We start from the raw sequence: 14,384 nt of genomic DNA on the forward strand, positions 1-14,384 counted from the left end.
TACATCAAGCTAATTTTAAATAGGAATCTTTTACTTTCTCAAATAGCTTCGAGTAACTTTCAATCCCAGTTACATCAGCAATTGCTTTTTCAAGTCCTACTGCTGCAACGAGTGCTTGTAACTCAACAGACTCCGTATCATCTGGATCATTAAAACGTAAAGCTGCGGCAATCGCATCAGCAAGTGCTTTCGGCGTTTCGTTAAAGGCCTCAACAAACTGACGTGCTGGCTGAACAAAGCGATCATTTGGTCCTAATTTACGCATTGGTGAGCGACCAACACGCGATACATAATCCGAGATGTAAGGATTTTTGAATCTTTCAATAATTTTGTCAATATATGCTTGATGTTCCTTATGCACAAAATCAAATTTCTTCTCTAGCAAAGCACCTGTCTCCTCGAGTGCGCTACGAACGGCGAATAATACTTTTTCATTATGAATAGCGGCTTCAATGGAATCGATATTTTTCATGTGCCCGATATAAGCAGTAACAGCATGTCCCGTATTAACCGTAAACAATTTTCGCTCAATATATGGGGTTAAGTCAGCCACATACGTGATTCCAGGAACTTCTGGTGGAGCAACTTTAATCGCGCTTTCTTCCACAACCCACTCATAAAATGGCTCCACTAGAACCGTTAGCGGATCATCATGCGTTTGATTAGGAACAATCCGATCAACTGCGGCATTTGGAAATGATATAAATTCATCCGCGTATTTTTTCTCAGCGTCCGTTAATTCAGCGTAAACACTAGCTTGAAGTGACTCAGAGGCACCAATCATATTCTCGCACGCCATCACAATTAGCGGTTTTTGGATTGCTATTCTCGCTTTAATTGCAGCGACTAGCATTTTCGCAATAAACGGCAAAATCGTTGGACCAACCGCTGTCGTCACAAGCTCCGTTTCCAAAATAGCAGCAATCACCTGCTCCGGATTTTTCTGACTATTAATCGCGCTCACATCGGTAATCAAATCCACCTGCTGTGAATCATCGGCTAAAATCACATTATACTGCTTCTTCTCGTTTAGAGCATCTACAATCGTTTCATTCACATCTACAAACGTGACATGATATTTTGCTTCATGTAGCAACTGCCCAATAAATCCACGCCCAATATTCCCAGCACCAAAATGTACTGCAATCATGCGCTTTCGCTCCCCTCAAAGAAATCTATAATCTCTTGCTTCGTCTCAGCTGCAACGATTTGCGCTACATTCTCTTCTTCCGAGCAGACAATCGCGATGCTACTCAGCAAATCCATATGCTCCCCGTCTGCACCGGCAATTCCTATCAAAACTTTCACCTCATTGCCATCAAATGAAACACCATCTGGCACCTGTAAAATAACGATTCCCGAATTTTTAATCATGTCTCTCGAATCATCCGTACCGTGGGGAATCGCTACCATATTCCCAATAAACGTTGTCGTCAAAGCGTCCCGTTCTTTCATCTTCTCAATATAAGGCGTATCCACATATCCCTGATCCACTAGCAGTTGCCCCGCTGCGGTAATCGCCTCTTCCTTCGTACTAAAGGTTTGTTTCAAAGCAATATCCTGACTATTCAATGCTACCATCCTATTTCCTCCTCATATCATATAAAAACTCATTCAATTTCCGAATTATAAAAGCTGTGATTTCAGTACCATTTCCCGATTCCAATAATCGCGTTGTCTCTATGCTCTCAACTGCCATTGCACTAATAAAACTCATCACTTCAAGTCCTTGCGGTGCCAATTTTTCCGGTGCCAGCAAAACAAGTAAAGTTGTCGCCGCTACATTTCCGCCACCCATCGCCGGCACATCGACCGCATCCTGCAACGAAAAAATCTGGAAAACCGGCTGATGTACAAACTCGTTTCGAACATGAAACAAAGCAAGACGCGTCTCGGGAATCCCAAAACCGCTCCATTTTTCCCGTTCTAACAACGAACGCAACAATATCTCCACTTGAATTTCTCGCTCCTGCGCAAACATTGCCATACAAACTGCTCGCAATGTGTCTTCCAAATCGTGCTGTGTATCTTCCATTTTCACAACCTGAAATCCCTTCAAAATCGCCAAAATCGTGTTCATATATTCCTGCTCATTTTCCAACTGATGCACTGCTTCAAGTAAAGTCATTCGTTCTTCTTGCTCTCTGGTCTCCTTCTGGGGCACAAACATTTCCTTTTGCTTCAAAAAAACCTCAATCTTCGAAATTTCTCGATCTGTCAGCATTGGGCTCACCAAGAAATATTCGAAATCAACTTTCCCCAAATCAATCGTTGAAACAATAACATCAAAATGCTGTGTATTACGATGATTCAAGATTTCAAACAACGACACATTTTGCAAATCCTTGAGCTGTGGTAACGCCTGTTTCAAGCGTGTCGCTAGCATCTTAGACGTCCCAATACCGCTCGAACAAACGACTAATCCAGAAAATACCTGATGCTCATTTTTCTGCAACAACGCTGCTCCGAAATGCAGAACCAAATAACCAATTTCCTCATCCGGAACATCCGATTGCTGATAAATCTCACGAAACGCCACACGTACAATTTTGAAAAGTGACGGATAGTCATGCTTTATCGTCTTAATCAAAGGGTTATGAATGCGCATATTTTGATCCAACCTACGCAACGCAGGTCGCAAATGTGCAGTCAATCCGCTGAGCAATGCTTCTTCCTGAAAAGAACTACCAAGCTCTTTCTCCACTTTTGAAATAAGCCGCTTTGCAATCGTTACCGCCTGTACATTCTCGTTCCCAGAGAAGATCCCCGTCTCGTCTTGTGCTTTAGCCCCACGAATATGTGTCGTCACATAAAACGCTTCACCATCTGGCACAACAAACGCTTCCATATCCAAACAAGCAGCTAGTAATTCTTTCGCCACTGTAAATTCTGGAAAATCACGAAAATATGCTTGTTCCGATTTCATCTCTTGCAGATAATTCCCACTGATCATGCGCTCCACTGAAATCGAAATATGCACAATAAGTGTCAAATACGCCTCATCTGTTATTTCATAAGCCAAATCCTTACGCCAAGCTCGAATATTTTCTTCCACTTTTTGAATCAGTGCATGATCAATGACATTCAGTAAGCGCTCATCCGCCAATATTTCCAGCTCATCTTGCTTCTGCCTCTGGAACAATTGGAACAGTGAATTTTTCGAACCCGTCATCGCAATTAAATCACTTAGTAACGCTCGTTTTGTGGCTTCTTCTGCAATCAATTTGACACCATAACCACGTTTTCGCTCAATCTCCGCGCGCCCAATCAATTCTTCTTCTAGCTTTGTCAAATCGCTACTCACCGTTGATATCGTCACATTCAAATCATTTGCCAACACAATCAATTTCACCGGCTCATTTTCTTTCAGTAACGTTTTCAAAATAAAGTGCTGCCGCTCCATTGGTGTAAATTCATTGTAAGAAAGGTCAAGTAGCTGCCATTTGAAATCTTGACGACTAGACTCCGATCCAAACACCGAAATTTTGGCATCTTTACGCTCCAAAGCTAGCTGATATGAACCCAAAACAGCCTCCACTTCCTTCAAATCCCGCCTAATCGTCCGCTCACTAACATCCATATATTCCGCCAAGTCCGCTGTTGCTACCGGTTCATGGCTCATTAAAAGCTGCTCCAATATAAGTCTCGTCCTTGCCGAAATATACATCTAAAAATTCCTCCAGTTATTTCTGGTCAGCCAAATTCTGTACTAATTCATCATATTTATGACTATTCAAGAAATTGTCCACCGAAATATGATAAGCTTTTGGTAGTTTTTCCGTTGCACGAGCCGTTAAATCTTGATGTGTAACGACAATATCGGCATCTTCAGGCAACTGAGCAATTGCGAAATTCACAACCTCAATATCCAACCCAGCCTTTTTCACCTTATTACGCAACACCGATGCTCCCATCGCACTCGATCCCATGCCAGCATCACACGCAAAAATAATTTTTCTCGTTCCAACCGGAATACCATCCGTCGCCAATTCCGCGTCATTCGCACCAACGACCGTACTGGCAAGCGTCGCCTTCTTCCCTTTCATTTTAGCCATCTTTTGCTCCGCTGTTTTTAGTTCCGCATCATCTGTCGCTTTCGACGTTTTCAGCACTACCGCAGACACTGCAAACGAAACAAGTGTCGCAAATAATACGCCACAAATGATACCAAGATAGTCCCCTCGCGGTGTCAAAGCAAGTATCGCAAAAATACTACCAGGAGAAGCCGTTGCAACGAGCCCAACGTTAAACAAATTAAATGTAATAATCCCCGTCATACCACCAGCAATAGCACCGATAATAAGCGCTGGTTTCATCAATACATACGGGAAATAAATCTCGTGAATCCCACCTAAGAACTGAATAATAATCGCACCTGGAGCTGTCTGTCTCGCCGTCCCACTCCCAAAAATAGTGTACGCCAACAAAATTCCCAGACCCGGACCAGGATTCGTTTCCACTAAGAACAGAATCGATTTACCTGTACTAACCGCCTGATCAATTCCAAGCGGCGCCAAAACCCCTTGATTTATTGCGTTATTCAAGAACAATACTTTTCCAGGTTCCACTAAGATACTAACAAGCGGTAACAAATGATTATCAATTAAAAACTGAACTCCTGATGCCATCGCCGTGTTCACTGCTTGAAGCGCAGGCCCGATTGTCTTTAAGGATACAATTGCCAAAATCCCCGCTAAAATACCAGCTGAGAAATTGTTCACCAACATTTCAAAACCAGCTCGAATTTTTCCTTCAATCATTTTATCGAATTTCTTCATTAGCCAAGCCGCAAGCGGGCCTAAAATCATCGCACCCAAGAACATTGGCATCGAAGTACCCACAACTGCACCCATCGTGACAGCCGCACCAACGACTCCACCACGCGTATCATACACTAGTTTACCACCTGTATAGCCAATCAAAAGGGGTAATAAATACTTAATCATCGGATCGACTAATTTGGCAATCTCCTCATTTGGCCACCAACCAGTCGGAATAAATAATGCTGTAATAAGGCCCCATGCAATAAACGCCCCAATATTGGGCATAATCATACCACTTAAAAAACTACCAAAATGCTGAACCTTCACACGAAAGCCAGACTTCGCTTGTTGTTGCTCCATTTCCTGTGTCCTCCTATATTCTTTCCTGATACCCAGCAAAGAATCCCTTTGTTTTCTGCTTCAAAGCGATGCCTCGCCTGCTCCACTAAAGAAAGTGCGCCCTTTCCAAATACTAGCTTCACATATTGGCTTAGCTCTTACATCCATTGTATGATAGCGGTATCAACATAGCAATATAATCAAAATTGGAATTTGTCCTTGCTAGATGGACAAGATTGGAGAAGAGGCTTATGTAACATTCCAGTATCATTACATCGATTGTAGTCGGCTGTGCTATCGCATTATTCAGCTACATGTTAGAGAATCGGGATAATAACAACAAGTAGGCGATATATCTCTAATTCCACGCATAAAAAACCCTAGTTGTAGGCACAACTAGGGTTTTTGGGTGAGCACACGCTCACAGTATTTCCTTGAAGTAATTATAGCACACTCATATCGACCATTCAAGCCTCCTGAGCCACAACTGCTTCCTCAATATGCTCCGGCGGAATAAATCCATTCAACCGTGAAACCTCTTCGCCACCTTTATAAAGCACCAACGTCGGCGTTTGGCGAACATTGCGATCGAAAAAGAAATTCTCCCCGACTTCTTCCAACTTCACTTTCAATACTTTCACCTTATCTGCCATCGATGAATTCTTGAACTCTTGAAAAGAAAGGTCTAACATTTTGCAGTTTGGGCAATTGTCTTTCCAGTAATCCACATACACTAATTCTCCCGCTGCAATGTGTTGTTCGAATTCTTCCATTGATTTAATTTCGATACTTGTCATTTTACTACCCCTTCTCTCATGGACAAAACTTCCGTGACCCAGTTCTTAATCGCCACGTGATCCCGTTCATTATTCGGCATTTGCTCAATCTTCAACCTCGGATATACCGACTCAAAATAAGTCGCCATCCGATCGACTGCCCCACAAAAATAAGCCATACTCCATTGTGTTTCACCTGTCCCAAAAATTGCGACGTGCGGTGGTTTCATTTCTAATTCTGCAATAAAATCTTTCATATCTGGCGGCGTCCTACCTAAATCTGCTGTCCAAGCCCCTAACATGAACAAATCGTAGTCGGTCTCAAGCGGATATTGGGTGCCGGGATGAACACGGAAACTCGTCACATCATGTCCTACGTGTACAAGTTCAGCCTCTATTTCCTCAGCGACCATCTTCGTATTCCCGCTCAAAGAATCATACGCCAAGAGGATTCTCATAGGTCGTCAAAACCGTTATCAACGTTTGTCTTTTTGTAACTACTATTGCGCATTTCGAAAAAGTCCGTTTTCGTCTCAGTAAAGTTGTCTGCATAAGCCTTAATCCATGTCATCTTATTATCGCTATGACCCGGATAAAGTTCAGGAATACCAAGCATACCGAGCATCTTATTGGCACGATACTTCACATAATCCACCATTTCCGATACATCGATACCTTCAATTCCATCCAACACTTCTTCTGACCAAATCGACTCAAGCTCAACAGCATGGCGGAAAGCCTCATGTGTATATTCCACAAGCTCATCTGTTTGCAATTCCGGATTTTCACCAAGAATCGCGCGAATAACTTCTGAGATAAACTTAGAATGTGCTAGTTCATCACGATTAATAAAGCTAATAATTTTCCCAGTTCCCGTCATTTTATTTTGACGCACTAAGTTATAAAAATAAGCAAAACCACTATAAAAATTAATGCCTTCCAAAATAGAAGATTGAATCAATGCCTTCACTAGATTTTCGCCCGTCTTATTTGTCATAAACGCATCATAAGACTCCATAATTGGCTCATTTCGCTTCACTATTGTCGGATGCGTCCTTGCCAATTCAAAAATTCGTTTCTGCTCTTGCAAATTCGTGATTGATGCAAGCACGTAAGAATAACTTTCATTATGAATCACTTCTTGCTGGCCAATAATCGCGGTATTTGCATGAACAGCCGGATCAGTAATATATTCTGCAACATTATAAATAAACCTCGTTTGCGGAGAATCAAGTGTTGCTAGCAATCCAATAATCGCATCAAAAGCATATTTCTCTTCTTCTGAAAGCAACGGATACTGCTTAGCATCACTCTTCATATCAACCTCATCAGGAATCCAATAATTTGTTGATAACTCTTTATATGCACGATAAAACGATGGGTACGGAATATCATTCCAATTCAAAATACCACTTGTGTCCCCATTTATAATTGCAGTTGAACGATTTGGACTGAGCGGCTCCAAAATTTTAATACGGTGCAGTTCTTCTTTTTGTTCCGTCATATAATAACCTCCTCTTAATCTTTATGTACTTTTTTCTTGATGTTCGTGTAACATCTACATTCTGCATAAAACAAATCGAGCGAAAGCGTTTGCCTCGCGCAAATTTGGTGGAAGCCGGAAGCGGAGCATACTTGGGTATGTGAGAACCGGAAGTCCGCCAAACTTGTGCGAGGCGAGCGCTTGCCGCCGATTTACTTTGCGTATGAGCTATCCTATCAGCTTGAGCACCATTCGCACTCTTCAACGTCGATATCGTTTGAGCGCACATAATACGTCGTTTTCAAACCTTCGCTCCAAGCCAACATATGAAGTTCTAGCAATTTACTTGCCTTAATTCCACTTGGCACATAGAAATTGAAGCTTTGTGATTGATCGACATGACGTTGGCGGCGACCATTTTGGCGGACACTTGCGAATTGGTCCACTTGATACGCGCCTTTACCATAATAAGGATATGTCTTAAGTGAAAGATCCGGCGCAATAACTGGGCGACGATAATCTTTCTTCTCTTCATAATAAAACGGGCTGAAAATTGGATCGATGGACGCCGTTGACCCTGCGATTTGTGCTGTACTCATATTTGGAGCGACAGCTAGCAGATACGCATTACGGATACCATTTTGCGCGACATCTGCTGCAAGTTCTTGCCATCCATCTGATGTGTAACCGCGACGTTCAAAATATTCGCCAGTATTCCAATCACTGCCTTTAAAGACCGAGTATGCGCCTTTTTCTTTGCCTAATGCTGCGCTCGCTTTGATTGTTAGAAAGTTAATTTGCTCGTATAGTTCGTCGGCAAATTGTTCAGCTTCTTCACTATCCCACGCAATATTTTTAAGGGCGAGCAAATGATGCCAGCCAAAAGTACCAAGTCCAATCGAACGATATTTCTTATTCGTAATTGTTGCTTGCGGTACTGGTAACTCGTTCAAATCAATAACATTATCCAACATCCGAACTTCAATCGCAATCAAACGCTCCAATGTATCTGGATCTTCCGCAGTTACGGCACGACCCAAGTTCACAGAAGACAAGTTACAAACGACGAAATCACCTGCTTGCTTTGTAATCACGATTTGATCGCCACTAATAATTTCTTGAATCATCCGTGTCGGGCTCATATTTTGCATAATTTCGGTACATAGATTACTTGAGTAAACCATACCTGCATGTTTATTAGGATTCATCCGGTTTACTTCATCACGATAGAACATAAATGGATTTCCTGTTTCCAGCTGACTCACCATGATACGTTTCATGATATCAATTGCCTTCACAATTTTTCTACTTACTGTCTCGTCCATTACTAGCTCTTCATATTTCTCCCGGAATGAACCGTCGCCTTTTTTCTCGTCGTAGAAATCTTGTAAGTACCAGCCTTTCTTCTCTTTGACTTCATGTGGGTCAAATAAGTACCAGTCGCCACGACGCTCAACAGCCTCCATAAATAAATCAGGCATACAGACCGCTGTAAACACATCATGCGCTCGCAAACGTTGGTCTCCGTTATTTAGACGAAGATCAAGGAACGCCTCGATATCTTTATGGAAAACATCCAAGTAAACTGCAATCGCACCTTTACGTTGCCCAAGCTGATCAACACTAACTGCTGTATTATTCAGTTGCTTAATCCACGGAACAACACCACCACTAGCACCACGCACACCACGAATCGCAGAACCGGAAGAGCGGACATAACCAAGATATGCTCCTACACCGCCGCCATGTTTACTCACTCGAGCTACATCCGTATTACTATCGTAAATTCCTTGCAAGCTATCATCCACCGTATCGATGAAGCAACTAGACAATTGACCGCCGACTTTTCCAGCGTTAGCAAGCGTTGGCGTTGCTACTGTCATATACAAATTGCTAAGCGCCCAGTAAGCTTCACGAACTAAATCCATTCGCTTTTCTTTCGGCTCATCTTGCATTAAATAAAGTGCAATCGTCAACCAACGTTCTTGCGGCAATTCATAGACATTGCGCGCTTGATCCGTAGCCAAGTAACGTGTTGCCAGTAAATACAATCCGTTATATGTGAAAAGTTTATCCTTCTCTGGATCAATCATGTCACCAGCTTGGATTAACTCATCTTTCGAATAATTTTTTAAAATGCTTCCAGAATAGATACCGCGTTCGCCTAGGCTTTCTTGCAGGCCAACATATGAGCCGTATTTATCATCATCATTGTAAAAACGATTTTTACTTGCCTTCTTGTATAATTTGTTCAAATAAAGCCTTGCTGCAAACAATTCCCACGCTGGAAGATGAACATCCGTCCGCGCCTCAGCCTCACGAATCAAGTAATCCACTAGCTCATCTGCTGCGTAATCTTCTTTTTTCTCAATAAAGTTAAACACTTTACGTTTATAGTCTTCCATCTCTAGTGCTGGAAATTCTGTATGAATCGTATCTAGGTATCTGTTTAATCGTTCTTTGTCGAAAGGTAATTTGCGATTCCCTCCATCTTTCACTATGTAAGTCGTCATTTGTAATCCCCATTTCTTTCCAATATTTCGAGTTATACTTAATCCCGCTTCTAATCGAAACAACCTACATTCGAACAAAAAAATTAACTTTTGCAAAAGTCAGATCCTTTGTAAAAGTTAAAATAGCAATTCATGTTTTAACGGCTTTCGATACTATATATAGTACCTCGTTTCGAATGTGAATGCAAGATATTGTGTCTTACCTTTTTTCTCAGAATCAAGACAAAGCGTTTCACTTCAAAGGTTTTCGGATTTTAAATTTATTTTTGCAGCAAAATCTATGTGAAGCAGACTACAAAAAACGATTTTGTCAACCACTACAAGTTGTGATTAGAGTACCGTATGATACCATATTTAGTGTCAGGATTTTTATGGTTTTTTTATTTCACAAACATTAGAAAATCCGCATCTGCATGACACGGATTTTCTAACCTCATTGTACTTTGCTAAATATGTGCTTTCGTCTCACATAAATAATGATAGAGAGTGCCACAACAGCTTCTGAAAGTGGAATCGATGCCCAAACACCTTCTGCCCCCAAAAACGGAGGTAAGATGATTAAAAAGGCCACCATAAATAGCATTTCACGCGCTACGGTAATCCAAATCGCCATTCCTACACGTCCGCTCGTTTGGAAATAGGTCATCATCACGAAGTTAAAGCCCATAAAAAGATAACCCGCGAAGAAAATCTGCACAGCTATTGTTGCCAAATCCACAATTTCTGGGCTAAATGTGCCAAACATCGCTACAATGTGGCCTGCACCAAAGAATCCACCAACGAAGAACACTAGTCCGGTTCCAATCGCTGTGATAACGGCAAGTCTCATTGTTTGTTGCTCCCTATCTTGCTGCTTTGCGCCACGATAGTAACTAATCAATGGTTGAATGGCAGAACTCATACCGAGGAACAACATCAAAATCACACTATGCGTATAATTCAATACAGAAAAAGCTGCAACTCCCGCTGTACCGGCTACCGCTGCAATCGCGATATTGTAACCCATCGTGAACACTGACAAACCAAGTTCCGACAAGAAGCTCGGTAAACCAATCGAGAACGTTTTTGTAAATGATTTTTTCGAAAAGCGGAATTTCACGAATTTTAGGCGCGACGTTTTCTTGAAAAAATGGATAGATAAAACGCCAATTCCTACCGTTACAGCAATGATTGTCGCGCCAGCCGAGCCACTAACGCCCCAATCTAAAATAAATAAGAAATAATAATTCAAAATCACATTTACGATTGCTGTCACAATAAGCGCAACCATCGATAAATTGGGATCCCCATCATTACGTACAAAAATACTCAAAATGTTTTCAATCGTAAAGGCAAATCCAAACATGAGAAGAATCGTCATGTAATCCATCACATACGGTAACGTCTCTGGATTTGCACCTAGCACATTCGCGAGTGGCACCCGAAATACAAATGCAATCGCCGCAAGTGTAATCGTGATAACAAACACCATTATAATAGAACGAGTAAAAATGCGTTGCGCCTCTGGAATGTTCTTCTCACCTAGTGCAAACGAGTATTGTGTTGCTCCGCCAATCCCAATCCAAAGCGAGATTGCCGTAAAAATTGAGAATACCGGAACCGCGATGTTAATGCCTGCAAGCGCAACTCCACCAAGCCGATGCCCCACAAAAATTCCATCTGCTACAATATTCACCGACATCAGCAACATTCCAACAAGCGAAGGAATCAAATACCGTAAAAATACCTTCAAAACTGAGTCAGTCTCCATTCTTGTGTCCATTTCTTTCATAGCTTTTCACTTCCTAACCTAACGTTAATTAGTCAACGTTACTATTTAATCATATTTTCAATAAAAAAGCAACATGACAGCCAACATTGCAAAATTGTAAGTTTCGGCACCCCTTTTGTTAGTTAAGAAGCGGGAATCTAATCTTTTGCCACGCTATAATAAATGTATCAAGTAAAGGAGTTGGCAACGAAATGAAAAAATTAATGCTCACACTCATCATTATCGTTATTATAATAGGTGGCGCAATGCTCACTATGCGCTTTGTGAATTTTAACCGTGTAGGTGCCGATACATACTATGTCAAAATCACAACAGATGGTAAAGTAACAAAAGGTCAAGCAAGCGACGGTAAAAGCTACACAAACTACAATTACAGTTTACAAAGTTACAATGAGAATGGTGAAGAAAAGCAACTCGAACTCATCGCCCAAAAGAATTTACGTAAAGGCGCGTATTTAGAAGTATTCGTGAAAGAAGATAAAGGCGTGACATCCTATGAAGAAATCAAACAAAAGGATGTTCCAAAAAAAGCCGCCGATAAACTAAACTAATACAGAAAGGTTGAGGACAATGAAAAACAAAAAAGGATTATTACTTACTTTAGCAGGATTATTAATTGCACTATGCGTTGTATTTGAATATGGAATGCCATCAGATGCAGCTGCCAAAGCCTATTTTGTAGATGTGAATACGAATGGCGAACAAATCCAAAAAAATAATTTTTCCGGTTATAAATATACATTAAAAGGTTACAAAAAAGATGGCAGTTCGGAAAGCATCACATTCTACTCACCTGACAAACTGGCTAAAAATAAGAAATTCAAAATTCATGTCACAAATAATCAATTTGTTGCCAATTACAAACAAGTCAAAAAGTTACCCTCCACGATTCAATATTATGCAGAACAATAAAAAGGTGTTATGTCAAGGATTTATCGCCCTTGATGTAACACTTTTTTACTTATTCAGCATTAAGCTCCATTATTATATTTCTCAACCGCCGTCTAAATTCCGAGCTGTTCCCTTCGTTTAACCGAGTAAAAGTTAATCGGATGGCTGATTCCTTGATACCAAATAAGAAAGCTGGCATAACTAGTAATTTATGCTCCAAAAAAATATCAAAACTGCGGCTCGTCCAGTTTTTATCGCTTGGTAATTGGCACCAAAGATGGAAACCGCCTTGTGGGACATGATATTTTAGTCCCTCTGGCAAACAGGCGATTAGTAAGTCACGCTGTTTCTGCAAAGTTTGGCGCAACCATGAGATATGGTGCTCGAAATCAGCGTCATTTAGGACATGGTTTGCCAGTACTTGTGGGAATATACTAAGTCCAAAATCCATTTCTTTTCGTGCTTCGGCGAGCCTTGTCACAACAGCAGCCGGCCCTAAAAGCCAACCAATACGCGTAGTGGAACCCATTATTTTCGATAAAGAACCGATGTAGAGAACGTTATCAGGATCTAATTTCTTTAAAAGTGGGGGCATGGCGTAATCGGTAAACGATAACATGCTGTACGGGTCATCCTCTACAATTGGGACTTGGATTTTCGCACACAATTTCACCAATGCTTCTCGGCGTTTTGTTCCCATTGTTAAGCTAGTCGGATTTTGGAAAGTTGGATTGACGAACACCATTTTAATACGATGCTTGCGATAAAGTTGTTCCAATTCATCTAGTTTCACGCCGTTTTCATCCATTGGCAATGCATAGATTCGCAGACCTGCCGACTGAAATATTGACAATGCATAAAAGTAGGAAGGTGACTCAATCGCAATCGCATCTCCACTCGTTAATAAACATTGTGTAATTAAAAATAGAGCTTGTTGCGCACCCGATGTGATAAAAATTTGATCGAGATTCGTTTTCACATCATGATCTCGTACAATCATATCACGAATAGTTTCTTTTAAAGGCTGGTACCCTGCTATGTCCTCGCTATCCTCTTCCGCTAAAAATGTTTGCCAAGATAAGGCTGGCGTCGATATTTTGGGGATGAGTTGAACAGGAAGTTCGCCGGAAGCAAGGTCAATAACGCCATCCGGTGATTCATGCAGAAGCTGTTTCATTTTATCCATGTACGGAGTTGCTTGCAAAAAAGAACCTTGCGATACATAGTGACGCCAGTTTGTTTTTTTGCCAGTGAAAACACCCCATTTATCTTCACTGATACGCGTCCCACTTCCTTGTTTTCGTGTAATGATACCACGTGCGCTAAGTTCATCAAGCGCTTTAGACAGTGTAGATCGATTTACATTAAGCATGGCGGCAAGTTCACGCTCGGCTGGAATTTTATCGCCTGGGAGTAGCTTACCAACCTCAATATAGTCTTCCATAAGCGCAATGATTTGCTGGTAAATTGGAATTGATTCGGTTTTGGTGATTTTCCACATGGGGAGCCCTCCTTTTGTTGTGGTTCTTGGAAAGCGTCGTTTGCTTTACTAGAACCTCAATATGCAGTGGAATGCAATGAAACTGCTTTCCTCTTACGACAACTCCTTGAAAACTTAACACACACCACACAACAACAAGAGTTGTGGTTCTTGGAAAGCGTCGTTCGCTTTACTAGAACCTCAATATGCAGTGGAATGCAATGAAACTGCTTTCCTCTTATGACAACTCCTTGAAAACTTCACATCCTTCACAACAACAAGAGTTGTAGTTTTTTAACAGTGCGATTTGCTTTACTAAGAACTCACTACAATTGGCGGACTATTGCAGCTTTTCTTTAATGGACCAC

Annotated in this window: 13 protein-coding genes; 3 read left to right on the top strand and 10 right to left on the bottom strand. The window is 41.3% G+C overall.

Annotated features, from left to right (window positions below; genetic code table 11):
- Nucleotides 1-4: 4 nt before the first annotated feature.
- Genes R8925_RS03590 through R8925_RS03605 form a run of 4 tightly spaced genes read right to left on the bottom strand, consistent with a single transcriptional unit; the run spans nt 5 to nt 5,123 of the window.
- Nucleotides 5-1,150, bottom strand: a complete 1,146-nt coding sequence (locus R8925_RS03590) for a mannitol-1-phosphate 5-dehydrogenase (protein ID WP_430534554.1) — start codon at nt 1,148-1,150, stop codon at nt 5-7.
- Entirely contained in the window at nt 1,147-1,581 is a 435-nt protein-coding gene (locus R8925_RS03595) for a PTS mannitol transporter subunit IIA (protein ID WP_430534555.1), read from the bottom strand. The genes R8925_RS03590 and R8925_RS03595 overlap by 4 nt, the downstream gene beginning before the upstream one ends.
- 1 nt (nt 1,582) lies before the next feature.
- Nucleotides 1,583-3,667, bottom strand: a complete 2,085-nt coding sequence (locus R8925_RS03600) for a PRD domain-containing protein (RefSeq protein ID WP_430534556.1) — start codon at nt 3,665-3,667, stop codon at nt 1,583-1,585.
- 16 nt (nt 3,668-3,683) lie between these two features.
- Nucleotides 3,684-5,123 carry a PTS mannitol transporter subunit IIBC gene (locus tag R8925_RS03605; RefSeq protein ID WP_430534557.1) on the bottom strand — a complete coding sequence of 480 codons (1,440 nt, stop codon included), beginning with the start codon at nt 5,121-5,123 and terminating at the stop codon, nt 3,684-3,686.
- A gap of 248 nt (nt 5,124-5,371) precedes the next feature.
- Between R8925_RS03605 and R8925_RS03610 the strand changes: the two genes are divergently transcribed.
- On the top strand, nt 5,372-5,449 hold the full coding sequence (locus tag R8925_RS03610) for a type I toxin-antitoxin system Fst family toxin (RefSeq protein WP_430539402.1): 78 nt from the start codon (nt 5,372-5,374) through the stop codon (nt 5,447-5,449).
- Nucleotides 5,450-5,569: 120 nt separating this feature from the next.
- Here R8925_RS03610 and R8925_RS03615 read toward each other — a convergent pair whose 3' ends face one another.
- From R8925_RS03615 to R8925_RS03635, 5 genes are all read right to left on the bottom strand, one after another.
- On the bottom strand, nt 5,570-5,899 hold the full coding sequence (locus R8925_RS03615) for a thioredoxin family protein (protein WP_036065394.1): 330 nt from the start codon (nt 5,897-5,899) through the stop codon (nt 5,570-5,572).
- Nucleotides 5,896-6,336, bottom strand: a complete 441-nt coding sequence (locus R8925_RS03620) for a flavodoxin (protein ID WP_430534558.1) — start codon at nt 6,334-6,336, stop codon at nt 5,896-5,898. Before R8925_RS03620 ends, R8925_RS03615 begins: the two co-directional genes overlap by 4 nt.
- Nucleotides 6,333-7,382, bottom strand: a complete 1,050-nt coding sequence (locus R8925_RS03625) for a ribonucleotide-diphosphate reductase subunit beta (protein ID WP_036073157.1) — start codon at nt 7,380-7,382, stop codon at nt 6,333-6,335. Before R8925_RS03625 ends, R8925_RS03620 begins: the two co-directional genes overlap by 4 nt.
- 215 nt (nt 7,383-7,597) lie before the next feature.
- Nucleotides 7,598-9,874, bottom strand: coding sequence for a ribonucleoside-diphosphate reductase subunit alpha (locus R8925_RS03630; RefSeq protein ID WP_430534559.1), 2,277 nt, complete (start codon nt 9,872-9,874; stop codon nt 7,598-7,600).
- Between the two features lie 433 nt (nt 9,875-10,307).
- The gene (locus R8925_RS03635; protein WP_430534560.1) at nt 10,308-11,645 is read right to left on the bottom strand and encodes an MATE family efflux transporter; all 1,338 of its coding nucleotides are present in this window, start codon (nt 11,643-11,645) and stop codon (nt 10,308-10,310) included.
- A 191-nt stretch (nt 11,646-11,836) separates the two neighbouring features.
- On the opposite strand from R8925_RS03635, the gene R8925_RS03640 reads away from it, so the two are divergent.
- Both R8925_RS03640 and R8925_RS03645 read left to right on the top strand, forming a co-directional pair.
- Nucleotides 11,837-12,196 carry a YxeA family protein gene (locus tag R8925_RS03640; protein WP_430534561.1) on the top strand — a complete coding sequence of 120 codons (360 nt, stop codon included), beginning with the start codon at nt 11,837-11,839 and terminating at the stop codon, nt 12,194-12,196.
- A 19-nt stretch (nt 12,197-12,215) separates the two neighbouring features.
- Nucleotides 12,216-12,557 carry a YxeA family protein gene (locus R8925_RS03645; protein WP_430534562.1) on the top strand — a complete coding sequence of 114 codons (342 nt, stop codon included), beginning with the start codon at nt 12,216-12,218 and terminating at the stop codon, nt 12,555-12,557.
- 49 nt (nt 12,558-12,606) lie between these two features.
- On the opposite strand, the gene R8925_RS03650 is transcribed toward R8925_RS03645, so the two are convergent.
- Complete coding sequence (locus R8925_RS03650; RefSeq protein WP_430534563.1) at nt 12,607-14,037, bottom strand: aminotransferase-like domain-containing protein; 1,431 nt, start codon at nt 14,035-14,037, stop codon at nt 12,607-12,609.
- Nucleotides 14,038-14,384 lie beyond the last annotated feature (347 nt).

It is taken from the genome of Listeria rocourtiae subsp. hofi (genome assembly GCF_963575615.1).
Taxonomy (GTDB): Bacteria; Bacillota; Bacilli; order Lactobacillales; family Listeriaceae; genus Listeria_A; species Listeria_A hofi.

Excerpts from the sequence above, each read along its gene's own strand:
- R8925_RS03625 (WP_036073157.1), bottom strand. The coding sequence starts at position 7,382 with ATGACGGAACAAAAAGAAGAACTGCACCGTATTAAAATTTTGGAGCCG.
- R8925_RS03620 (WP_430534558.1), bottom strand. The coding sequence starts at position 6,336 with ATGAGAATCCTCTTGGCGTATGATTCTTTGAGCGGGAATACGAAGATG.
- R8925_RS03650 (WP_430534563.1), bottom strand. The coding sequence starts at position 14,037 with ATGTGGAAAATCACCAAAACCGAATCAATTCCAATTTACCAGCAAATC.
- R8925_RS03615 (WP_036065394.1), bottom strand. The coding sequence starts at position 5,899 with ATGACAAGTATCGAAATTAAATCAATGGAAGAATTCGAACAACACATT.
- R8925_RS03630 (WP_430534559.1), bottom strand. The coding sequence starts at position 9,874 with ATGACGACTTACATAGTGAAAGATGGAGGGAATCGCAAATTACCTTTC.
- R8925_RS03590 (WP_430534554.1), bottom strand. The coding sequence starts at position 1,150 with ATGATTGCAGTACATTTTGGTGCTGGGAATATTGGGCGTGGATTTATT.
- R8925_RS03605 (WP_430534557.1), bottom strand. The coding sequence starts at position 5,123 with ATGGAGCAACAACAAGCGAAGTCTGGCTTTCGTGTGAAGGTTCAGCAT.
- R8925_RS03595 (WP_430534555.1), bottom strand. The coding sequence starts at position 1,581 with ATGGTAGCATTGAATAGTCAGGATATTGCTTTGAAACAAACCTTTAGT.
- R8925_RS03635 (WP_430534560.1), bottom strand. The coding sequence starts at position 11,645 with ATGAAAGAAATGGACACAAGAATGGAGACTGACTCAGTTTTGAAGGTA.
- R8925_RS03600 (WP_430534556.1), bottom strand. The coding sequence starts at position 3,667 with ATGTATATTTCGGCAAGGACGAGACTTATATTGGAGCAGCTTTTAATG.
- R8925_RS03645 (WP_430534562.1), top strand. The coding sequence starts at position 12,216 with ATGAAAAACAAAAAAGGATTATTACTTACTTTAGCAGGATTATTAATT.
- R8925_RS03640 (WP_430534561.1), top strand. The coding sequence starts at position 11,837 with ATGAAAAAATTAATGCTCACACTCATCATTATCGTTATTATAATAGGT.